22 protein-coding genes are annotated in these 21,520 nt (G+C 62.4%); 15 read left to right on the top strand and 7 right to left on the bottom strand.

The window, feature by feature from the left end:
- Position 1 precedes the first annotated feature (1 nt).
- Positions 2 to 919, bottom strand: a complete 918-nt coding sequence (locus RVAN_RS01125; RefSeq protein ID WP_013417919.1) for a branched-chain amino acid aminotransferase — start codon at positions 917 to 919, stop codon at positions 2 to 4.
- Between the two features lie 175 nt (positions 920 to 1,094).
- On the opposite strand from RVAN_RS01125, the gene RVAN_RS01130 reads away from it, so the two are divergent.
- The 3 genes from RVAN_RS01130 to RVAN_RS18555 all read left to right on the top strand — a co-directional run bounded on the left by RVAN_RS01130 (position 1,095) and on the right by RVAN_RS18555 (position 4,493).
- Positions 1,095 to 1,829 (top strand): response regulator transcription factor, encoded by a 735-nt coding sequence (locus RVAN_RS01130; protein ID WP_013417920.1) that lies wholly within the window; start codon positions 1,095 to 1,097, stop codon positions 1,827 to 1,829.
- A gap of 105 nt (positions 1,830 to 1,934) precedes the next feature.
- Positions 1,935 to 3,338, top strand: a complete 1,404-nt coding sequence (locus RVAN_RS01135; protein WP_013417921.1) for an ATP-binding protein — start codon at positions 1,935 to 1,937, stop codon at positions 3,336 to 3,338.
- Positions 3,339 to 3,446: 108 nt separating this feature from the next.
- Positions 3,447 to 4,493, top strand: coding sequence for a glycosyltransferase family 2 protein (locus tag RVAN_RS18555; RefSeq protein ID WP_013417922.1), 1,047 nt, complete (start codon positions 3,447 to 3,449; stop codon positions 4,491 to 4,493).
- Positions 4,494 to 4,840: 347 nt separating this feature from the next.
- Here the strand turns inward: RVAN_RS18555 and RVAN_RS01145 are convergent, their stop codons facing one another.
- Both RVAN_RS01145 and RVAN_RS01150 read right to left on the bottom strand, forming a co-directional pair.
- A complete protein-coding gene (locus tag RVAN_RS01145) occupies positions 4,841 to 5,632 on the bottom strand; it encodes a hypothetical protein (RefSeq protein WP_013417923.1) in 792 nt (263 codons plus the stop codon).
- Positions 5,633 to 5,694: 62 nt separating this feature from the next.
- Entirely contained in the window at positions 5,695 to 6,117 is a 423-nt protein-coding gene (locus RVAN_RS01150; protein WP_013417924.1) for a dihydroneopterin aldolase, read from the bottom strand.
- Between the two features lie 505 nt (positions 6,118 to 6,622).
- Between RVAN_RS01150 and RVAN_RS01155 the strand changes: the two genes are divergently transcribed.
- Both RVAN_RS01155 and RVAN_RS01160 read left to right on the top strand, forming a co-directional pair.
- Complete coding sequence (locus RVAN_RS01155) at positions 6,623 to 7,246, top strand: hypothetical protein (protein ID WP_013417925.1); 624 nt, start codon at positions 6,623 to 6,625, stop codon at positions 7,244 to 7,246.
- 104 nt (positions 7,247 to 7,350) lie between these two features.
- On the top strand, positions 7,351 to 8,289 hold the full coding sequence (locus RVAN_RS01160) for a PRC-barrel domain-containing protein (protein WP_013417926.1): 939 nt from the start codon (positions 7,351 to 7,353) through the stop codon (positions 8,287 to 8,289).
- A gap of 40 nt (positions 8,290 to 8,329) precedes the next feature.
- Here RVAN_RS01160 and RVAN_RS01165 read toward each other — a convergent pair whose 3' ends face one another.
- Positions 8,330 to 9,739 (bottom strand): sensor histidine kinase, encoded by a 1,410-nt coding sequence (locus RVAN_RS01165; RefSeq protein WP_169309496.1) that lies wholly within the window; start codon positions 9,737 to 9,739, stop codon positions 8,330 to 8,332.
- A 288-nt stretch (positions 9,740 to 10,027) separates the two neighbouring features.
- Between RVAN_RS01165 and RVAN_RS01170 the strand changes: the two genes are divergently transcribed.
- From RVAN_RS01170 to RVAN_RS01205, 8 genes are all read left to right on the top strand, one after another.
- Positions 10,028 to 10,639 (top strand): glutathione S-transferase family protein, encoded by a 612-nt coding sequence (locus RVAN_RS01170; RefSeq protein WP_013417928.1) that lies wholly within the window; start codon positions 10,028 to 10,030, stop codon positions 10,637 to 10,639.
- Between the two features lie 7 nt (positions 10,640 to 10,646).
- On the top strand, positions 10,647 to 11,390 hold the full coding sequence (locus RVAN_RS01175) for an MBL fold metallo-hydrolase (protein ID WP_013417929.1): 744 nt from the start codon (positions 10,647 to 10,649) through the stop codon (positions 11,388 to 11,390).
- Positions 11,391 to 11,500: 110 nt separating this feature from the next.
- Complete coding sequence (locus tag RVAN_RS01180) at positions 11,501 to 12,001, top strand: Lrp/AsnC family transcriptional regulator (protein WP_013417930.1); 501 nt, start codon at positions 11,501 to 11,503, stop codon at positions 11,999 to 12,001.
- Between the two features lie 34 nt (positions 12,002 to 12,035).
- A complete protein-coding gene (proB, locus tag RVAN_RS01185) occupies positions 12,036 to 13,205 on the top strand; it encodes a glutamate 5-kinase (protein ID WP_013417931.1) in 1,170 nt (389 codons plus the stop codon).
- A 94-nt stretch (positions 13,206 to 13,299) separates the two neighbouring features.
- Positions 13,300 to 13,887: a YcxB family protein gene (locus RVAN_RS01190; RefSeq protein WP_169309497.1), complete on the top strand. Its 588-nt coding sequence runs from the start codon at positions 13,300 to 13,302 to the stop codon at positions 13,885 to 13,887.
- Between the two features lie 130 nt (positions 13,888 to 14,017).
- The gene (locus RVAN_RS01195; protein ID WP_013417933.1) at positions 14,018 to 15,316 is read left to right on the top strand and encodes a glutamate-5-semialdehyde dehydrogenase; all 1,299 of its coding nucleotides are present in this window, start codon (positions 14,018 to 14,020) and stop codon (positions 15,314 to 15,316) included.
- Positions 15,313 to 15,942 carry a nicotinate-nucleotide adenylyltransferase gene (locus tag RVAN_RS01200; protein ID WP_013417934.1) on the top strand — a complete coding sequence of 210 codons (630 nt, stop codon included), beginning with the start codon at positions 15,313 to 15,315 and terminating at the stop codon, positions 15,940 to 15,942. Before RVAN_RS01195 ends, RVAN_RS01200 begins: the two co-directional genes overlap by 4 nt.
- A 462-nt stretch (positions 15,943 to 16,404) precedes the next feature.
- Complete coding sequence (locus RVAN_RS01205) at positions 16,405 to 16,629, top strand: hypothetical protein (protein WP_013417936.1); 225 nt, start codon at positions 16,405 to 16,407, stop codon at positions 16,627 to 16,629.
- A 174-nt stretch (positions 16,630 to 16,803) separates the two neighbouring features.
- On the opposite strand, the gene RVAN_RS01210 is transcribed toward RVAN_RS01205, so the two are convergent.
- The gene (locus RVAN_RS01210; protein ID WP_013417937.1) at positions 16,804 to 17,256 is read right to left on the bottom strand and encodes an acyl-CoA thioesterase; all 453 of its coding nucleotides are present in this window, start codon (positions 17,254 to 17,256) and stop codon (positions 16,804 to 16,806) included.
- Positions 17,257 to 17,310: 54 nt separating this feature from the next.
- On the opposite strand from RVAN_RS01210, the gene RVAN_RS01215 reads away from it, so the two are divergent.
- Complete coding sequence (locus tag RVAN_RS01215; RefSeq protein WP_013417938.1) at positions 17,311 to 18,015, top strand: DUF1045 domain-containing protein; 705 nt, start codon at positions 17,311 to 17,313, stop codon at positions 18,013 to 18,015.
- Here the strand turns inward: RVAN_RS01215 and RVAN_RS01220 are convergent.
- Complete coding sequence (locus RVAN_RS01220) at positions 18,008 to 19,258, bottom strand: polyhydroxyalkanoate depolymerase (protein ID WP_013417939.1); 1,251 nt, start codon at positions 19,256 to 19,258, stop codon at positions 18,008 to 18,010. The two genes, RVAN_RS01215 and RVAN_RS01220, sit on opposite strands and share 8 nt — an antisense overlap.
- Before the next feature lie 119 nt (positions 19,259 to 19,377).
- Positions 19,378 to 20,016: an SCO family protein gene (locus tag RVAN_RS01225; RefSeq protein WP_155942316.1), complete on the bottom strand. Its 639-nt coding sequence runs from the start codon at positions 20,014 to 20,016 to the stop codon at positions 19,378 to 19,380.
- Positions 20,017 to 20,163: 147 nt separating this feature from the next.
- Here RVAN_RS01225 and RVAN_RS01230 point away from each other — a divergent pair, with 147 nt between their 5' ends.
- The gene (locus RVAN_RS01230; RefSeq protein WP_013417941.1) at positions 20,164 to 21,492 is read left to right on the top strand and encodes an ActS/PrrB/RegB family redox-sensitive histidine kinase; all 1,329 of its coding nucleotides are present in this window, start codon (positions 20,164 to 20,166) and stop codon (positions 21,490 to 21,492) included.
- Positions 21,493 to 21,520: the final 28 nt, after the last annotated feature.

Below are 21,520 nucleotides of genomic sequence, written 5' to 3' on the forward strand. Positions count from 1 at the left end.
GTCAGGCCGCCAGGTGGCGCAGCTTGTCCGGCCGCGTGCTGGGACGCGCCAGCGCGCTATATTCTTCCATAAGCGATTTCGTGATCTCGCCAACGGTGAAGCGATATTCGCCGATCTCGGAGACGGGCGTCACTTCCGCAGCCGAACCGGTCAGGAAGCATTGCTCGAAGCCCGCCATCTCTTCTGGCTGGATGCGGCGCTCATGCACCGTGATGCCGCGCGCTTTCGCCTGCGCGATGAGGGTTTGGCGGGTGATGCCGTTCAGGAAGCAGTCCGCGTCCGGCGTGTGGATCTGGCCGTCCTTCACGAAAAAGATGTTCGCGCCGGTCGCCTCGGCGACGTAGCCGCGCCAGTCGAGCATGAGCGCGTCGTTATAGCCGAGGTCCATCGAGCGATGCTTCTCGATGGTGCAGATCATGTACAGGCCAGCGGCCTTCGCGGTGGAAGGGGCGGTGGCCGGATCGGGGCGGCGGTACTTAGCGAAACAAAGGCGGATGCCTTTGAGGCGCTCTTCCATCGGGAAGTACGAGCCCCAGTCCCACACCGCGACGGCAACGTGGATCTTCGAGTGCTTGGCGGCGACGCCCATTTCTTCCGGGCCGCGCCATGCGACCGGGCGGATGTAGCCTTCGTCGAGCTTCTGCGCCTTGATGACGTCGCGGAACGCCTGCTCAAGCTGCTCGGCCGAATAGGGCACTTCGAAGCCCAGGATTTCCGCCGACGCGCGGAGCCGCTCGGCATGGCGGCGGGACGCGAAAACCTCGCCTTCATAAATGCGCGCGCCTTCAAACACGCCGCTGCCGTAATGGAGGGCGTGCGTCAGGACGTGCACCTTCGCATCGCGCCACGGTACGAGGCCGCCGTCCATCCAAATGAAACCGTCGCGTTGGTCATAAGGAATAGGGGCTGGGCCAGCCATCGTAATCTCCAATCGCTTTTTTGCTCTTGTTCGTCAAAATCGGTGCGTAATGCACACGCCTCCAGCCTCGGAAATGCCAGAGTGACCGAAATAAAGCGCTTCAATATCGCTTGCGTCCAGTCAAAACTTATCATCACTTATCGTCAAGCTTTGCAAGAATGAGGCCCACCTGCCCATGACCGCCGTGACAGCGTCCGCCGTGCCATCGTTCGAGATGGACGCGCCCCCACTCTCCGACGACGCACCCCACATTCTCGTTGTGGACGACGACGAACGCATCCGCGATCTGCTCGCCGGATATCTCCGCCAGAACGGGTTTCGCGTGACGCAGGCTGGCGACGGCGCCGCCGCGCGTTCGAAGCTTCGGAGCATCGCTTTCGATTGCCTCATCCTCGATGTCATGATGCCTGGCGAGAGCGGTTTCGACATCGCCGAGTGGTTGAGGAAAGAATCCGACGTCGCCATCCTGATGCTGACGGCGCGGTCGGAGCCGGAGCACCGTGTGCGCGGTCTGGAACTCGGCGTGGACGACTATGTGGCGAAGCCGTTCGAGCCGCGCGAACTCCTGCTCCGCCTGCAGAACATCCTGCGCCGCCACGCTTCGCCCAAAACTAAGCACGGCGAGGTTCGTTTCGGGCCGTTCGTGTTCGACCTCAAGAAGAACGAGCTGAAGCGCGGCGACGAGCCGATCCGCCTTACCGACCGCGAGCGCGAGGTGCTGCGCGAATTTGCGCTCGCCGGGGGCGAACTCGTGTCGCGCGAGGATCTCGCAAGGCTCGGCGAGTATGAGAATGAGCGCGCCGTCGATGTGCAGATCAATCGGCTGCGCCAGAAGATCGAGACCGATCAGGCGAACCCGGCCTATCTCCATACGGTGCGCGGCAAGGGATACATTCTTTATCTGGACTGAGGCGGGCAGGCGCTCATCGCGGGCGTCGAAACGGAAGGGATCGAGGCCATTTCGCTGAACCTGACCGAAAAGGCAAGCCGCGATGCGGCAGCAAGACCGCCCGCTTTGCCAAAGGAAAGCGGGCCACCCGAGCGCGCGTCCTTCCTCTCGCGCGTGTTTTCCGCACTCGGCTCGCTCGCACCGAAGGGCCTCTACACCCGCGCGCTCATCATCATCATCGCGCCAATCGTCATCCTGCAATCGATCCTGGCCTTCGTCTTCCTCGACCGGCATTGGCAGGTTGTGACGCGCCGTCTGTCCGTCGCGACGGCGCAGGACATCGCGATGCTCGCCGATACCTACGAAGCGATGAACGCGAAGACCGAGGCCGATCTGGACCGCCTGTCTCGCCTCGCGCGTGAAAACCTTTCGCTGTCGGTCCGCTTCCTGCCGGGCGACCAACTGCCCGTCACGCGGTCGAAGCCGTTCTTCGGCTTCCTCGACCGCTATCTTTCGGGCGAGATCAGCCGCCGCATCAACAGGCCGTACTGGATCGACACGGTTGGCTCGTCGAACTACATCGAGGTGCGCATCAAGCTCGATGGCGCGGTGATGCGGGTGCTCGCCCAGCGCGCGCAACTCATCCCGTCGAACACGCATTTCTTTATCGTGTGGATGGTGACGTCCGCGACGGTCCTGCTCATCGTCGCCATCCTGTTCCTCAGAAACCAGATCCGCCCGATCCTGGCGCTCGCCGACGCTGCCGACCGCTTCGGGCGAGGACGCCCCGCGCCGCCGGATTTCCGGGTGCGCGGCGCCCGCGAGGTGCGGCTTGCGGCGCAAGCCTTCCTCGACATGCGCGACCGTATCGAACGCCATGTGGAACAGCGCACCATCATGCTTGCGGGTGTGAGTCACGATCTGCGCACGATCCTCACGCGCTTCCGCCTCCAGCTTGCGATGATGCGCGCGCCGCAAATTGAAGCGCTGAAGCGCGACGTCGACGAGATGCAGCAGATGCTCGAAGACTATATGGCGTTTGCGAAGGGTGCCGCGGGCGAGAAAATACGGCGCGTCGATGTCCGGAGCATTCTCGAAGAGGTGCAGACGGCGGCGGAAGAGCCGGGCAAGACGCTGCGGCTCGACGTGCGGCAGAACCCGCTGATCGTCGCGCTGCGCCGCAACGCGCTCAAGCGCGCGGTGCTGAACCTCGTCACCAACGCGACGCGCTACGCGAGCACGGTCCAGATCCGGGCGCTGCGCTCGCATGGCTGGCTCACGGTCGTGGTCGAGGATGACGGCCCCGGCATTCCGGCGGACAAGCGCGAGGTCGTGTTCCGGCCGTTTCACAGCCTCGACGCTGCCCGCAACCAGAACAAGAAAAGCACGGGGCTGGGGCTTGCCATCGCGCGCGACATCGTGAGGAGTCACGGCGGCGACATCACGCTTGATAAGAGCAATCTCGGCGGGCTGAAGGCGGTCATCCGCATTCCGTCGACGCATGTGAGCGAGGACGTTGCCACCGATTAGGGCGTCGCGAACTCATATCCGCTGTAGGCGAACGTCTTTTGCTGGGGAAATCTCGCGGACGCGTCCGCCGGCAAGTTTCGCGCAGGCTGCGCCCGTTATGCGATCCCCATGGGATTAGCAGCTACCATCGACATTGCAGAGGCTCCCGCGGCTCCGGCCCTCTCGCAAACCCGCGACGCGACGACCCCGCTATCCAGAATTTGCGTCGGTATTTGCACGATCCGGCGTCCCGGCATGTTGAAAAACTGCCTCGAGTCGATCGGGCGACAGGAGGGCGTCGAGGATTACGACGTGCGTGTCGTAGTGGTCGAAAACGACACAGCGCCCGCTACCAAGCCCGTTGTGGACGCCTTTGCCGCGATGTCGCCTTTCCCGGTGCATTATATCCACGAGCCACGGCGCGGCATCCCGTTCGCGCGAAACCGCGTCGTAGATGCGGCGCTTGCGATGGCAGCCGACCACGTCGCCTTCGTGGACGACGACCAGATAACGCACCCAACCTTTCTCGCGAAACATATCGAAGCGGCGGCGCGCGATGGTGCCGACGTCGTCCAGGCGCATATCGTGCCGATGTTCCCAACGCCGCAGCCCTTCTGGGCCACCGGTCGAACGGGCGCGGTGGAAGTCGTGGATGAGGATCGCCCGGTTTCCGAACGCAAGCGTCGGTCGGCGGGGACTTGCGGCGTCATGTTCTCGGCTCGACTGATCCGACCCGACGGCATGGGTCTTCGCTTCGATGAGCGGATCGGGTTGGGCCGAGGCTCCGACTCAGACTTCTTCTCTCGTGCCAACAACGGAGGCATGCTGATCGTAAATTCGCGGCTCCCCATCGTGATGGACGAAATCCACCGGTCGCGCCTTACCTACTGGCGCCACATATTGGGCGGGCTTGCTCAGGGAAACAGCCATTTCGTCCGTTACCGCAACGACAACGGATATCGCGCTGCTCTCGCTCGTTATGGCACCGTTTCCGTGGTCCGTTTTTTCCGGGGCATCGGCCAACTCGCAATCGCGCCGCTGCTCGCGCCGTTCAATCTGAACGGGTTCAAGGTCAGCGCGCTCGAAGGTGGCCGCAACATTTTCTTCGCGGTTGGGGCCATCGGTGGGATCTTCTCGGTTCAATACCAGTATTATCGCAACATCGACGGCTATTGAGCGAGCGAAAAGCCGGTTTTGAAGGCGCTCGATAAGCCGTTTAGCAGGCCGCTGAAAAACTCAAGAGCTTCCGTCAGAACCTGCAAAATGGGATCTGTGACCGAGCTGAAGTGAGACGGATATGGTCAGTTGGCATTCAGCTTGCTCCTAGAGGGCGCTGGTGCAACCCGAACCCGCGATGTCGAGGAAGGTAGCGCGTTTCAGCGTACGCAGAAAACATGCTCCAGCCTGATCTGCGACGTTTTCTTCAGGCGAGCAGGAACTGGTCCCTCGAAAACGCTCTGGACGCGGATTCAGACTCGCACTCGTGGCGTGACACTTCCGTTTGCCCGCCGTGCATTTCGCTTTCAGGCGCGCCCCAGGCGGCGCTTCACAAAATGCTCGGCCTCAAAGGCGGCCTCCATGGCACCACTGCGGATCAGGAAATTGAAGGCCGGCTTACCGAGCTTCTTGCCGAGCTTGCGAAGGCGCTCTCGCCCGTCATCGTGCTCGATCGTTGCTGGATAGTTCAGCGGCCCGTAGATGGCTGAGTTCGGAACGCGCCATAGATTTTCCTCGACGCCTTTCGACTTGCCGCGTGCCGGATCAATAAGGTGCAGCCACTTCTCGCGGTAGGTGGGGATGTGGATCAGATGCGGGTTATTGGATCGCATCGGTGTCCGCACCATCGGCACGGACGCGAAATTCGTCTCCTCCAACTCGACATCGTACCGGTTGGTGGCATTCACATGCTGATTGAAGCGGAGATGATCGATACCGCCCGCCCTCATGGCCGCAACAAGGTGCTCGATCGAATGACGGATCAGCGGCGCGTTGAAGCGCCAGTCATGTTCGAGTTGAAAGGCGTATTCCGTCTCGCTCAGCACGATGCTTTTGCGATAACCGAAGGCGAGTCCATATGTATAATGGATCTCGAACGGCCCTAGCTGTGTGTGAAACTCCGAAATGCGCTGGCGATGCGCCTCGTAGCTTCGCCGGAAAGGGGACGGGTCGATGAAATAGACGGTGCGCGCAACTATATCGCGACCGAAGCAGGCGAAGAAACTTTCGACCGTTTCTTTCACAGGGATTTTCCGGACATCCACCTCCGAGCAATTCGAAAACACGTTCAGCGTGATCTGCGCGCCAGCGTCCGTCATCGGCCATCCCCCGTTTCGGTTTTGGCTCTACCACAGGAGGTGCGTTCAATCCATCATGCGCGCTAAGGTTGATGTGGACGAAAGCGGATAATCTCGCATCCGAGCGACGCGCCGGGCACGCGGTCGAGCTTTTCCACCACCACGCGAACTTCCATGGCGCGCCGATGCGAGAGGCAATGCTCGGCGACGCGCTCGGCCAGCGTCTCGGTCAGCAGCACATGCCCCGCCGCCACCGCCTCGCGAATGCCGTCGATGATGAAATCGTAGGACACGACGCTCGACAGATCGCCCGGCCGATGCGCGCCCGGAAGCACCGAAAGCTCCACCGTGAAGCGCACGCGCTGCTCGATGCCCTTTTCCTCGCTCCAGATGCCGATGTGGGCGGGCAACACGAGATCGCGCACGAGCACCCTGTCGTAAGGGCGCTGGCGCGCGTCGCTGGCGTCATGCGCGAGAATGTTTTGCAGGGAATATGTCGTCGCCATTGGAAGTTCCTGATCCACCCTTTCCGAGGTCAAGGGCATTACACGAGCGCCTTACATAGTCGCTCGAAGCGTCGCATCACGTCGAAAACGATCCAAAAGCGCCGTTGAGACAGCCTGATCGTCGGTCGGGCCATTTGAGGCGGCGTCTCTCTTCCCGCCCGCGCCTGATCGCGACAGCGCTGGAAAGCCGATTGAGGCCGTCGCCTTTTTAACCCGCGCCGGGTCATCGCATATCCACGCCGGAGCCAAATGTCGAGGTTTTCCACGCTGGCGAGCACTGCTTCCTGCGGGGACGGTTCGCGGGATCGCCACATAGCAGACTCTTGCGGATGATCAATATAAAGGACACAAATTTCGGAAAATGCGGAATAAAGGAAATACTTTATTATACAATATTTCACTAATTCCCGCGCGTTCCGCAATGTTCCTCCAAGTGCCATAGACACTCAAGGCGATTTTTGCCCTAAATCGCATCAAAGCAGTTTAGGAGCAGAGGAAAACAACCATGATACGGCAATCGATGCTATCGGGGGCGGCATTTCTATTCACCGCTTGCGCATTGTGTCTGCCGCTTGCGTCCGCGTCTGCTGGCGGATGGGACGCGTCGGACTATTCAGGCGGACGCGGCGGCGGTTGGAGCGAACGCTTCAAGGATCGCATGCGAGGCGACGACGATTACGAACGCCGCGAGCGCCGCGCCGCCCTTCGCGAGATGCTGTCCGACCCCGAAGGCCGCGCGGAACTGCGCTCGTTGATGGTCGAGGCGATGCACGAGCGCGCCATGCAAGGTGGCATGCAAGGCGGCATGTCCGACCGCTGGGGCGGACGCGGTGGCGACATGATGGACCGCATGCGCGATCGCGGCGGGATGATGGGAAGCGGCAGTGATTGTCCTGGCCGGAGCGCCATGCGCGACCAGATGCGCGGCGATAGCCAGGGCGGCATGAGAGAGCGCTTCAAGGCCGGGTCGAACCGAATGGCCGACCGGAGCGACGACATCCGCGAGCTCATTCTGGAGAGGCTCCGCAAAAACGGAGAGGTGAAGGTTCTGATCGCGCGGATTCAGGACCGTGTCGCTGATTCCGACGATGACGATTCCGATGATGACGACGACGGCGGGAAACTCTGAGCGGCGATTTCTTCCTGAAGGACAATAGAGCCGCGACAGCGTCGTGAGCTTGGAGGTCAGGGCGCGCGGGGGAGGCCCGCCTCGGAACGATACGGAGAACGACCATGTACAAAGCAGTGTTTCTGGTAGCGGCGCTCGCGTTGACGCCACTTCCCGCGATGAGTCAGGAGCCGCAGCAGCAGCGAGGCCAGAGCGGCGGCGACCAGCAGATGGGCACGTCAGGCGGCGGTGCCGCAGGCGGTTCTATGCAGCAGCGCGACGGTACTGGCGATGGGGGCGGCGCAGACGAAAGCTCCCGCTCAAGCCGCCGCGACGATATACTCGACCGCCTGTCCCGCTCGGAACTTCGCGACCGTGTCGCCATGGCCATGGGGCGTGTCGAGGATGCATGCGGCGATGACATCGACCGTTTCTGCGGCGAGGTTACGCCGGGGCGCGGGCGCATCGCGGCCTGTATGGAAGCCTATTCGGATCAGCTGAGCCGCCGCTGCCGCTTCACGCTGAGGCGCGTGTCGGGATATATGCAGACCGCCGTGCGCGATGTGGCCGATTCCTGCCGCACCGCGATCCGCACGCAATGCGGAGATGCGGAAAACCGCGACGCGTGTATGGGGCAGAAGGTGTCTTCGCTCCCGCCTTCGTGTCAGATGATCGTCGCCGCCGCGCGGCAGTATCCCGGCATGATGGCATCGGCGCAGAGCAGTCGCATGGACGGCGGATCCGGCCAGGCAACGGCGGATAACGGCCAGCAATCGCAATCGGGCCAGCAGCAATCGCAGTCCGGTTCATCGGATATGCGCGGTATGCCGGTGTACAGCTCGGACGGCGTCAACCTCGGCAAGGTGGTGCAGATCGACCGTTCTTCGGACGGTAGCATCAAGTCGGTGAAAATCGAGATCGGTCGCTTGCTCGGTCTCGGCGACAAGGTCGTGAATATCACGTCCGACGAGTTGCAGCAGATGGCCGACCGCATCAAGCTCCGGTTGAACAGCGATCAGGTGCGTAAGCTTCCCGAGAGCAAAAGCGGTCAACAGACGCGATAAGGTGAGCCGCGCCCACACACGAAGCGTCGGTCTGCCCGTGTCAGGCGGCGCCGCGCATCAGATACGGAACCGCTTCGGCGGTAGCGGCAGGCTGCGGCGCGGGCGCTGGCTTGCGCGGCTGGGGCACTGCGGGCAGAACGCGGGCCTTCGGCAGGATGAGCGAAGCTTCGGTGCCGACGCCGAGCTTGCTGCGAAGTTCGAACCGTCCGCCGTGCAGCTCGGCAAGGCCGCTGACGATGGGAAGCCCGAGGCCCGTGCCGCTCTCGCCCGTCTTGAGCGCGAGAGATCCCTGTCCGAAGGCGCGCAATACCTGCGAGATTTCCTCCTCGGGGATGCCGGGGCCGTTATCGCGAACCGAAAGCACCGCCTCGCCGCTCGGCAGGATCCCCGCGCGAACCGCGATCAGGCCGCTATCGGGCGTGAACTTGATCGCGTTGGAGAGGAGGTTGAGGCAGATCTGTCGAAGCGCTCGCTCGTCGGCCATGATGCGCGGCATGTCGGGGCGGAAGTCCGTCACAACGCGAAGGTTTTTCTGATGCGCATCGATCCGCATCAGGCGCAGGCTTTCAAGCGCCGTCGCAGCGACGTCGATCGGCTTTTCCGTCAGCTCGTAGCGTCCGGCCTCGATGCGCGAGAGGTCGAGGATCTCGTTGATGAGCTTCAGGAGGTGGCTGCCGGATTCGTGGATGTCGGCGGCATAGGAGCGATAGTTCTCGTTGTCGATGGGGCCGAGGACTTCATCCTTGATCATCTCGGAGAAGCCCATGATCGCGTTGAGCGGCGTGCGAAGTTCGTGGCTCATGTTGGCGAGGAACTTCGACTTCGCCACATTGGCCGCTTCCGCCCGGACGCGCGCCTCGTCGGAGGCCGCCTTCGCCCTCTCAAGTTCCTCGATGAGACGATCCTTCTCCGCGCGGTAGTCGAGCATGGAAAGCGCGGTCCGCTGAAGGTTCTTCACGAGGAAGACGAAGTAGAAATGGATGCCGACCGCGACCACCGCGAGCGCCCAGTAGAAAGGCTCGCCGGTCATCAGAAAGCGCAACGCGAGTGCGCCAGTTACCGGCGCCGTGCCCGCATGCAGGATCTGCATAACCGAAGCGGCGAACATCATGCGTATCGCCGTGACGACCGTCAGCGCCGCGAACAGGAAGAAAAACGCCGCCTGCGATTGCACAACGAAGGGTGTGAACGCCACAGCTGCCCAGCAGACACCGTAGAGGAATTCGGCGGCCGCGAGGTTACGCCTCCACTGTACGAGATCGACCGTCTCGCGCGGCTGCCGTTTGAACTGGCGGCAAAGCGCAAGGAGGATGCCCTCAGTAATGAAGATGGTCGCGAGCCACAGGAGAAGCTGACGCGGCTCAGTCGCCCAGTTCAGCATAGTGGCGGCAACGAAGATCGCGAGGATCGGAACGGTAAGCGCCGCGACGGTTTCGTTGCGTACGAACATGATCAAAAGGTCGTATGCGAAATCGTGCTTTACCGCAGAGCTATTACTCTGCTGCGGGGCTGCGATGCTCGTCTTCTGCTTGAACCGGCGCCATCTCAAGGAACGAGCGGTACTCATCAACCCATCATCCACTTTGTCTGGAGGAGTCTGCGCTCTGCTGCCCTGGCACGCGCCGTTCATGGTAGGATCGCGCGAAAGTGCTAATATTGCGTTGATATTTGTTTATTCGCTTGAAAGGTCGATTCTGTTCCGCGACACTTTGGGAATATCGCAAAGCCTGGTTAACGAATGAAGATACTCGACGAGAAGCGCGCACCAAATCCCCGCCGTGTCCGTGTTTTCCTGGCTGAAAAAGCCATCGCCGTTCCTTTCGAGAACGTCGACATCATGACCGGTGCTCACAAAACGGAGGCGTTTGCCGGCCTTAATCCGGTGCAGCGCGTGCCTGTTCTTGTCCTCGACGACGGGACCGCAATTTCCGAGTCCCTCGCCATTTGTCGTTACTTCGAGGCCTTGCAACCCGAGCCGTCGCTTTTCGGGCGGACGCCGCTCGAAATCGCCACAGTCGAGATGTGGAACCGCATCGCCGAACTGAGCTTTTTCTTGCCAGTGACACATTGTTTTCGGCATTCGCACCCGGCGATGACGAGCCTCGAAGTGCCGCAGGTTACCGCATGGGCCGAAGCCAACAAGCCGCGCGTTTCCGACATCATTCGCACCCTCGACCGTCGGCTGGGCGAAACGCCGTACCTTGCGGGCGAGCGCTTTTCCGTCGCCGACATCACAGCCATGATCGCCACCGATTTCATGAAACCCGCCCGGCTGGCCGTGCCCGAAGGGGTGCCGCATTTCGCCCGGTGGTATTCCGAAGTGACCGCTCGCCCTTCATCCAAAGCGTGAGGCCCGCATGGAACTGACAGTCATCGGCTGCGGCGACGCTTTCGCCTCCGGCGGCCGGATCAATAGTTGCTATCTGCTCGATACCGCGCACGGCCGGCTCATGATCGACTGCGGGGCGACTGCGCCGCATGAGCTGGCGCGCGCGGGCATTCGCGCCTCGTCCGCCGACGCCATCCTGATTTCGCACTGCCACGGCGATCATTTCGGCGGCCTGCCGTCCCTCGTTCTCGAACGCATGTTCATCGACCGAACCGACAAGCCGATGGAAATTCTCGGACCGCCCGGCATCGAGAGCCGGTTCGAGAGCCTGATGGAGAACGTCTATCCGGGCATCCTCGGCGTCAAGAAACCGTTCGAAATCCTCTTTCGCGACCTTCATCCCGGCTTCGCCATCGAATGGCGCGGCCTGATGATCGAGGCGTTCGAGGTGGACCACTTCTCGGGCTCGCCTTCACTGGCTCTGTCCGTAAGCGACGGCGACAAGCAGTTCAGCTTTTCGGGGGATAGCGGATTTTGCGGCGGCGTCATCGCGGCAGGTCGCGGGGCCGATCTGTATCTCGTCGAATGTTCGACCTACAGCACGAAGGTCGAAATGCACCTCGATTATCTGAGGTTGTCGGCGAAATTTCCCTCCATCGGTGCAAAGCGTTATCTGCTGACTCACATGGGCGACGAAATGCTCGCGTCCCTGGACCGCATCGATACGCGGGTTTGCATCGCGGCCGTGGACGGCTTGAAGGTGACCATATAACGCAGGCCCTTCCGAGAAAAAATATTCTAGTCAAGGGTGCGGATCGAATGTAGTGTGGGTTCTCATTGCGCACGCAGGCGCATTGCTGAAAGAATTTACTGGATTCGCCCATGCTCGACCTTATGGACATCAAAATTCTCACCATCTTGCAGGAAGACAGCACGCTTCCTGTGGCGGAAATCGGCAAGAAGGTCGGCCTGTCGACGACGCCGTGCTGGCGGCGCATTCAGAAGCTCGAACAGGACGGCGTCATTCAGCGTCGCGTCGCGCTTCTCGACCCGAAGAGCGTCAGCGCCGGCGTGACGGTTTTCGTCGCCATCACGACGAACCAGCACAACGCCGTATGGCTCGAACGCTTCCAGAAAGTGGTGGCGAGCTTCCCGGAGATCGTGGAGGCGTACCGCATGAGCGGCGCGGTGGATTATCAGCTGCGCGTGGTCGTGCCCGACATCGCAAGCTATGATCGCTTCTACAAGGCATTCATCTCGCAGATCGACCTGACCGATGTCAGTTCCAGCTTCGCGATGGAGCAGATCAAGTTCACGACGGCGCTGCCGCTTTCCTTCGCAGCCGCCGTCGCGTCGAAACGGCCGCAACAGCAACCGGCTTGACGCACGGCGGATTTCGGCGTTTTTCAACGCCATCATGACGCTCTCTGGCACACAATCCGCGCGGATAGCCCTCGACGCGCGCCCCGAATGGCGAAACCAGCGCCGTATCGCGATAAAGATCGGCTCGGCGCTGCTGACCGACAGCGAAACCGGCACGCTGAAAAAGGCGTGGCTCGAAGCCATCGGCGACGATGTGGCGGAGCTGAAGGCGCAAGGGCGCGAGGTCATCCTTGTGTCGTCGGGCGCGATCGCGCTCGGTCGCCGCGCGCTCGGGCTCGCACCCGGTGCGCTCAAGCTTGAAGAGGCGCAGGCCTCGGCGGCCGTCGGGCAGGTGACGCTCGCGCACGCCTATCAAACGGTATTCCGCGAGCGCGGCATTACCACGGCGCAGATCCTCGTGACGCCGGGCGATACCGAAGAGCGCCGCCGCTATCTCAACGCCCGCAGCACCATCGCGACGCTTCTGAAGCTCGGCGCGGTTCCCGTGGTGAACGAGAACGACACGGTGGCAACCGCCGAAATCCGCTATGGCGACAACGACCGCCTCGCGGCGCGCGTCGCCACCATGATGACGGCGGACTGCCTCGTGCTCCTGTCCGACATCGACGGGCTTTACACCGCGCCGCCCGCAAAAAATCCTCACGCCCAGCATATCGATGTCGTGACGCAGATCACGCCCGAAATCGAGGCGATGGCGGGCGACGCGGGCACGGAGCTTTCGCGCGGCGGCATGGTGACGAAGATCACCGCCGCGAAGCTCGCCGTCTCGGCGGGAACGCATATGGTGATCGCGAGCGGCAAGGAGCTTCATCCGCTGCGCGCGCTGGCCAACGGCGCACCCTGCACATGGTTTCTCGCTTCGGCGAACCCGGTCGCGGCTCGCAAGCGCTGGATCGCGGGTACGCTCGAACCGAAAGGCGTCGTGCTCATCGACGATGGCGCGGCGCGGGCGTTGCGCTCCGGGCGCAGCCTCCTGCCGGCGGGCGTCACCGGCGTCAGCGGCGCATTCGAGCGCGGCGAGGCGGTCATCATCCGCGACGGCCATGGCTGCGAAATCGGGCGGGGGCTCATCGCCTACTGCGCCGAGGAAGCCGCGCGCATCGCCGGGCGCAGTTCCCACGAAATTGAGGCGACGCTTGGCTATGCCGGGCGGGCGGCGCTCATTCATCGCGACGACCTGGCGCTTTTGCACGACCTCGACTAAGCATCGCGCCGAAAAGTGTGAGCGGTTTTCGGATCACGCGATGCGCAAACAAAAGCATCGCGCCGAAAAGTGTGAGCGGTTTTCGGATCACGCGATGCAGTCAGCGTGCATCGCGCCGGTCTATGGGGTTCGCTTTTCAAACGACGGGACGGGCGAGACGATGAAGGCGAGCTACACTTACGCTGTCGGCGATTATCTCGACATCGCGCGGACGCTGCGGGGGCGAAGCTTCCTGACGCGGTTCGGCCTGCATTGCCTTGCGGCCACGGTGGTTTCCTCGCTGCTGATCGTCACGCTGCCTCTGACCGGTGTGCAGAACGCGCCGCTCTGGTTTGCGGCGACGCTCGCGGTCGTTCTCATCGCGGTGGAAGTCGTCGTTCGCGCCAACATCATCGAGAAGGCGGCCTTTCGGAAAAGCGGCATGGCGCGGGTGGCGGTTTCGTTCGATCTCGGCGACGACGGCATCCGATGGGCGAGAAGCGGCGCGAGCGGCTTGATCGGCTGGGAGCAGGTCTCCAACGCCGCGTTTCTGCCCGAGGCGCTCGTGGTCGTCTTCGGCGAGCGGCAGGGCATCGCGCTTCCCGCGCGCGGGTTCGCAACCCCAGCGGCGTTCGACGAAGCCCGCGCATTTATACGCAGCCGGTTGGCAGAACGAGGCGTTGCGCTTAATAAGGAGCATTAGAGCCCGTTCCGATCTGAGCATCAATCAGATCGGTAAAACGGTCTCTATCTTCAAAATGAGAGACAGATTCACCGATCAGGTTGGTTCAACCTGGTCGGATCCGGCTCTAACTCCGACCGCTACGGACGCCATGACGCTCGCCATCGCCGACACGAAACTCGATTTGCGCCTTCTGAAGATCGAACTCCTCGCCATCGGGCAAGAGGCGAGGAAAGCCGCCCGCTCGCTCGCTCTGGCGCCAACGGAGCAGAAGAACGCGGCGCTTTTCGCTGCTGCTGCGGCGCTTCGTGCGCGCATGGACGACATCCTTCGCACCAATGCCGAGGACAGGGACGCGGCGCGCGCCTCGGGTCGCCCGGAAAGCTTTATCGACCGCCTCACGCTCACGCCTGCACGCGTCGAAGCCATGGCGAAGGGCCTCGAAGACATCGCGGCGCTTGCAGATCCCGTTGGCGAGACCATCGCGGCTTGGGAGCGGCCCAACGGCCTCAGGATCAGCCGCGTGCGCGTGCCGCTCGGCGTGATCGGCATGATCTACGAGAGCCGCCCCAACGTGACGGCGGATGCGGGCGCGCTCGCACTGAAGGCGGGCAACGCCGTGATCCTGCGCGGTGGCTCTGAGACCATCGCTTCCAACCGCGCGATCCATGCCTGCCTCGCGGAAGGGTTGCGCGCCGCTGGTCTTCCCGAAACGGCGATCCAGCTCATCGGCACGACCGACCGCGCGGCCGTGGGGCTTCTCCTAGAGGGGCTCGATGGCGCGGTTGATGTGATCGTGCCGCGCGGCGGGAAAAGCCTCGTCGAGCGCGTGCAGAAGGAAGCGCGCGTGCCGGTGTTCGCGCATCTCGAAGGCATCTGCCACGTCTATGTGGACGAGGCCGCCGACGCGGAGAAGGCGCGCGCCATCGTGCTCAACGCCAAGCTTCGGCGGACCGGCGTTTGCGGCTCGGCCGAGACGTTGCTGGTGGACGACGCGGCGGCGGATCGGCTGCTCGCGCCGCTCATCATCGCGCTTCTCGACGCGGGCTGCGAGGTCCGTGGCGATGCGGCGACCCGAGCCGTCGATGCGCGCGTCGTTCCCGCCACCGAACAGGACTGGGCGACCGAATATCTCGACGCGATCATCTCCGCGAAGGTTGTGCCGGGCGTCGCGGGGGCCATCGCGCATATCGAGCGCTACGGCTCGCACCACACCGACAGCATCGTAACCGAGGACGCCGCCACGGCCGAAACTTTCCTCGCGGAGGTCGACAGCGCCATCGTGCTGCACAACGCGTCGACGCAATTCGCGGACGGCGGCGAGTTCGGCATGGGCGCGGAAATCGGCATCGCGACGGGGCGCTTCCACGCGCGCGGGCCGGTCGGCGTGGAGCAATTGACCACCTTCAAATATGTGGTGCGCGGCAACGGGCAGACGCGCCCGGTATGACCCGCCACGCCGGGGTCAGCGAGGCCGATCTGAGGCCGCCGCACGCCGCGCCGGGCATGCGCATCGGCCTTCTCGGCGGTTCGTTCAACCCGCCGCATGCCGCGCATCGGCTCATCAGCCTCAACGCCATGAAGCGGCTCGGCCTCGACCGCGTGTGGTGGATGGTGACGCCGGGTAATCCGCTGAAGGACCATCGCGAACTCGCGCCGCTTGCCGAGCGCATCGCGCATGCGCGTGACGTGTCGCGCCATCCGAAGATCGAGGTCACGGCCTTCGAGGCGGCCATCGGAACGGCCTACACGGCGGCGGCGCTGCGCCACCTCCGGCGACGTATGCCGCGCGTGCGTTTCGTGTGGCTCATGGGCGCGGACAACCTCGCTGGCTTCCATCGCTGGAACGAGTGGGAGACGATCTTCGAGACGGTGCCGATCGCGGTTGAGGATCGTCCGCATTGGCGGCATCGCGCGCTCGCCTCGCCCGCCGCGCATCGTTTCGCACGCTCGCGGGTGCCTGAGAGTTACGCGGCCGCGCTTCCGAACTTGCCAACTCCAGCTTGGGCTTATCTTTCGGGACCGCTGTCGAAACTGTCTTCAACTGCGCTTCGGGCGCAGCGGCGCGACCGGTGAGGACGTTCGGCGGCGCTTGAGATGCTGCGAAAGGGCATGGATGCACGTGGCATTTTCCGCCCGCCGCATCGATCTAGAATAATTTTCGCCCTGGGCCTATAATAACTCTAGCATATGAAAAAATTTTGCTTTCTTGGCCCATATTTTCAGCTTTTCGCGGCCGCGTAAGGTTTGCGCTAGAATTGTTGCATATATAGTCGCGCTATCGGAAAAATTGTTGCTCCTTCCGGGCGCTACACCCTTCCACACGCGAATAAAATCTTTGATCCGAGCGAGGCACTGTGAGATGTTCTCGCCACATCGCATCGGGTCCGAAAGACAATGCAGAACAAAATCATGCATAGACACTCCCTCCGGCACTTCTCGGCCGTAACCGCGATGTGTTCCCGCGCGTAGCGCTCCAGCGTTTTCCAAGACCTCATTCAGCTTGAAACGCCGGTTTCTCCGGCGAAGGGAACTTCCATGTCCGACGCATATGTCATCGAATTGCAGGGTAATGCCGTGGGTATCATCGTGCGCCAGAAGCACGAGCCGAATACCTTCCGGTTTCTCTCCGCGCTCCACGCCTTTAACGATCTCGAAGGTCGCGAATTTGCCAGCCCGTTCCACGCGGAAAAGGCCGCGCGCGAGCTGTGGCGCCAGCGCCCCTACATCATTCCCGTGAGGAAGGGCGAAAAGGCCGCCTGACGGCATCGAACTCCAAGGCTGCGAGCGTCGTCTTCCGGGGGGATCTGCGACGCTTTATGGCAACCACGCTGCGGTTTCGGCCGCCGCAGCGTGGTATTTCTTTTCGGCAGGGTGCGCCAGCGCGTTTCGCTTCGTGCACGGCCGCGCGAGATGCCCGGCCTCCCGTCACATCCGTCAATTCTCCGATGCTCGCAGCGGCGCCAGCGCGGCTCTCAACGCCTCGGGTAACGGCACGGGACGCCGCGTCGCGCGGTCCACATAGACGTGGATGAAGTGGCCCTCGGCGCAGGCTGAGTCTTCATCTTTGCGAAACAGACCGATTTCATAGCGAACCGACGACGTGCCGATGCGCGCCACGCGAATGCCCGCCGTCACGGCTTCCGGGAAGGTGATCGGCGCGCGATAGCGGCACGATGTTTCGACAACCAGGCCGATCACCGCGCTTGTCTCGATGTCGAGCGCGCCAGCCTCGATCAGATAGCGGTTCACGGCGGTATCGAAATAGGAATAATACGTCACATTGTTGACGTGGCCATAAACGTCGTTATCCATCCAGCGCGTCTGGATCGGCGCGTGATGCGGATAGTCGGCGCGGCTGGCCGGGTGTTTTTTGCTCGCGTCGCTCACGACCACTGTCCTCCGCAATTGCTCTTCGTCGAACCACCGGCCGCCGAGTTTACGATGGAAAGCACGCGCCTAGAACTGGACCAAGGCATGACCGACCGCTTCCGCCGCTATGCGATCTACTGGACCCCGCAGCAGGGCAGCGCGTTCGAGGCGTTCGGTGCGGCGTGGTTCGGCGGGGAAAACTGCGGTCTCGATCCGGAGCTTGCCGCCCGCGCGAAACGGGCGCCCGCGCGGTACGGCCTGCATGCCACGCTCAAGGCACCGTTCCGGCTTCGCTCGGGCGCGACCATCGACGATATGCAGCGCGCGCTCGACGCGTTTTGCAGGATACGGCGCGCGCCGGAAGCATCGCCGCTCGGCTTCATCCGGCATCAGCGTTACGTCGTGCTCTCGCCCGGTGGAAGGACCGCCGCCATCGACTGGCTCGCCGCCGAATGCGTGACGCATTTCGACAGCTTCCGTGCGCCGCTCACCGATGCAGACCGCGCTGCCGGCGAGATCGATACGATGACGGATCGCGAGCGCGCGTATCTGGAGGATTTCGGCTATCCTTACGTGCTGAGCGAGTTTCGATTTCACGTCTCGCTCGCAGGGCCGCTGGAAACAGGCGAAGCCGACGCGGTGCGCGGCGCGCTGGAGCCGCATCTCGCTCCGATGCTTCGCGAGCCGTTCCGCATCGAGGCGCTGACCCTTCTCGGCGAGCCGGAAGGTGGCGGGGCGTTTCAGATTTTAAGCCGCCACCGTTTCCGATTTACCTGAGCGCGGCACTTCCCGCGTCATGCTCGGCGATGAAAGACATCACGCGTGGCACCACCTCCGTGCGATAGCGCGAGCCGTTGAAGATGCCGTAATGGCCGACGCCGGGCTGCGTGTAATGCAGCTTCTTCGCGTCCGAAAGCCCGGTGCACAGATGCACAGCCGCTTCGGTCTGACCGTGTCCTGTGATGTCGTCCTTCTCGCCCTCGATCGTCATCAGCGCCACGCGACGGATGGCCGACAGGTTCACCGCATGGCCGCGATGGCGCATCTCGCCCTTCGGCAGCAGATGCTTAACGAAGACATGATCGATGGTCTGGATGTAATACTCGGCGGCAAGGTCCATGACCGCGAGATATTCATCGTAGAATTCCTTGTGCTTCTCGACGGAGTCGCCATCGCCCTTCACAAGATCGACAAACAGATCATTGTGCGCCCTGACGTGGCGGTCGAGGTTCATCGCCATGAAGCCGGTGAGTTGCAGGAAGCCCGGATAAACGAGACGCCCCGCGCCCGCGTTCGGCCACGGCACGGACGTGACGACTGTGCGGCGGAACCAGTCTGTACCGCGCTCTTCGGCGAGCCGGTTGACGCCCGTCGGGCTGACGCGGGTGTCGATCGGGCTGCCCTTGAGGATCACGCTTTTCGGCGCGAACGGGTTTTTGCGCGCTTCCATCAGGGCCACCGCCGCCATCACGGGGACGCCCGGCTGACAGACGCCCATCACGTGCACGTCGCCCCGGAAAAGCTCGATCATCTCGATGATGTAGTCGATGTAGTCGTCGAGATCGAAGCCGCCCGCGCGCAGGGGCACCTGACGGGCATCGGTCCAATCGGTGATGTAAACGTCAGCGTGAGGCACCATCGCTTCGACGGTGCCGCGCAGCAGCGTGGCGTAGTGGCCCGAAAGCGGCGCGACCATCAACACGCGGGGCGCTTCATGCCGCGCGCCGTCCGGCATCGCCTTCTTGAAATGGATGAGATTGCAGAACGGCTTCTTCCAGACGACCTCTTCCGCAATCGCCACGCTCTCGCCGCCGACCGTACATGAGCCCAACTTGAACCGGGGCTTCTTGTAACGGCGCGTGGTGCGCTCGACGAGTTCGGCAGCGGCCGCCGCGTTGCGTCCCAACTCGGTGTAGGAGAAGGGATTGAGCGGATTGCGCATCATGAGACGCGTGGAATTTGCTGCCATTCGTGCCGGCGACATGGCCGCGTGGCCAAACTCATAGAGGTGATAGAGCACCGGATTCTCCCTCGGAAATGTCTGATTGGAAGGATAACCCGCCAACCGTGCTAAAGATCAACTCCACTAAAGTTGAGCGATAATCTTCCAAGGGTACGTACGTGGAGCGCGCTCCGATATTAACTTTTAGTCGGGGGAGAGACTGTCTCTCGCGAAGTACCGGCGGCGATCTGCTTTTTGAGTTCGCCGACCATTACGTCGATCGGGGCGTTGAACATGAAATTCGTAATAAACTTTCCGTGACGATCCATCAAATACACGAACGCCGAGTGATCGACTGAATAGTCTTCGCCGCTGCCTGACTTGCGAAAATAAACACGGTAAGCCTTCGCGGCGCTTGCCACCTCGGCGGGATCGCCGGTCAATCCGACGATGCGCGGGTCGAAATTCTCCACATAGCTTTTCATGACGGGCGGCGTGTCACGGGCGGGATCGACGCTTATGAACACCGGAACGACATCGCCAGCATCAGGCCCGAGTTTCGCGAGCACATCCGCCGCCTGCTGGAGCCCGGTAGGGCAGACATCGGGGCAATGAGTGTAGCCGAAGAAGACCAGCATCAATTTGCCGCGAAAGTCGGCATCGGTGACGCGCTTGCCGTTCGTGTCGACGAGCGAAAAGGCACCCCCGATCAGCGGTTTGGTTGCGGTGCTGCCTGCATTCGAGAAATGCGAAATTGCATACAGTGCTGCTCCCGCCGCGCAAAGAAAAGCGAGCGCTATCACGATTACGGACTTGCGTTTCATGGTCGGCTCCATCGATTACAAAGGGAACGCCATTGATTTCGGCCGCGCTTGGCCTAGAAGATGTCATCGCGGCACAACCTCCTGTCGTCGGAGACGAGAGAGGAAGCTGTCGCCTTGGATCTAGCGCCGCTGGCACCGTCAAGTAAACAGGTTCGGAATATGGACATCCCGCGCTTTCCGGCAGACAGCCCTCGTTCACAAGCGAGCCGCCTCAGGCTTCGCACGACGATCAGGCACCGATGGTTCGCCGTAGCTGGACAGACGGGCACGATCCTGCTGCTCTATTATGGCTTCGAATTTCCTGTGCCGCTCGTCGCCTGCTTCGTTTTCATCCTGCTTTCGGCGACACTGAACCTCGTGCTGAGCCTGTCGTTTCCGCGCTCGCAGCTGCTTTCCACGCGCTATTCGGCGGCACTGTTGTGCTTCGACATGCTTCAGCTCACCGGCCTTTTGCTGGTTACTGGCGGCATCGAAAATCCGTTCATATTCCTTCTGATAGTCCCCGTCGCCGTTTCGGCCTCCACACAGCGGCTTCGCGTTACGGTTTTACTTGCCGCGCTGACCGTGGTGCTCGCGACGATCCTTGCGATATGGCATTGGCCGCTGCCCTGGGCGGGCGAGCCGCCGGTCCTTCCACCAGATTATCAGGTCGGGTTGTGGGCGGCAGTTGTCTCCTGCATCGTTTTCATGGCGGTCTATGCTTGGCGTATCGAGCAGGAGGCGCGGGAGATGTCGCAGGCTCTTTCCGCCACCGAAATGGTTCTGGCGCGGGAAACGCGTCTCACCGCGCTCGACGGGCTCGCCGCAGCCGCCGCGCATCAGCTCGGCACGCCGCTTTCGACGATCACACTTGTCGCCCGCGAACTCGAACGCGAAATTCCGAAAGACGCGCCCATCCGCGAAGATATCGAGTTGCTCCAGACGCAGGCGGCGCGCTGTCGGGATATCCTGAGCCAGCTTTCGCGCGCTGGCCGGGAGGAGGAGCAGGACGAGATTTTCTCGCAGATGCGCCTTCGCCACCTCCTCGAAGAGGTCGTTGCGCCATTGCGGACGCCGGAAACCGACATTATCGTGACGGTCAAGGACACGTCCCCGCAGGGAAAAACGGTCGCTGAGCCGATCATCCTGCGCAATCCGGGACTGATGCACAGCATCGAAAATCTGATCGACAACGCCGCCGAGTTCGCAAACACGTGCGTCACGGTGGACGCCTCTTACAACGCCGAGGAGGTCAAGGTTCGTATCCGCGATGACGGGCCCGGCTTTCATCCGACGGTCATCAACCGCCTCGGCGAGCCTTACGTCACGAACCGGCCCCGCGACGAAGCGGAGGATGAGGAGCACGGCATGGGGCTGGGCTTCTTCATCGCGAAAACGCTGCTGGAGCGGTCGGGCGCCTCGATCAGCATCGCCAACCGTACGGCTCCGGAGACGGGCGCGATCGTTGAAATTTCTTGGCCGCGTGACAGACTTGCTGCATCTCTGTAAGTTGCAGGAAAGATTTGGCTTGTGTCGC

Origin of the sequence: Rhodomicrobium vannielii ATCC 17100, assembly GCF_000166055.1 — a bacterium.
Lineage (GTDB): Bacteria > Pseudomonadota > Alphaproteobacteria > Rhizobiales > Rhodomicrobiaceae > Rhodomicrobium > Rhodomicrobium vannielii.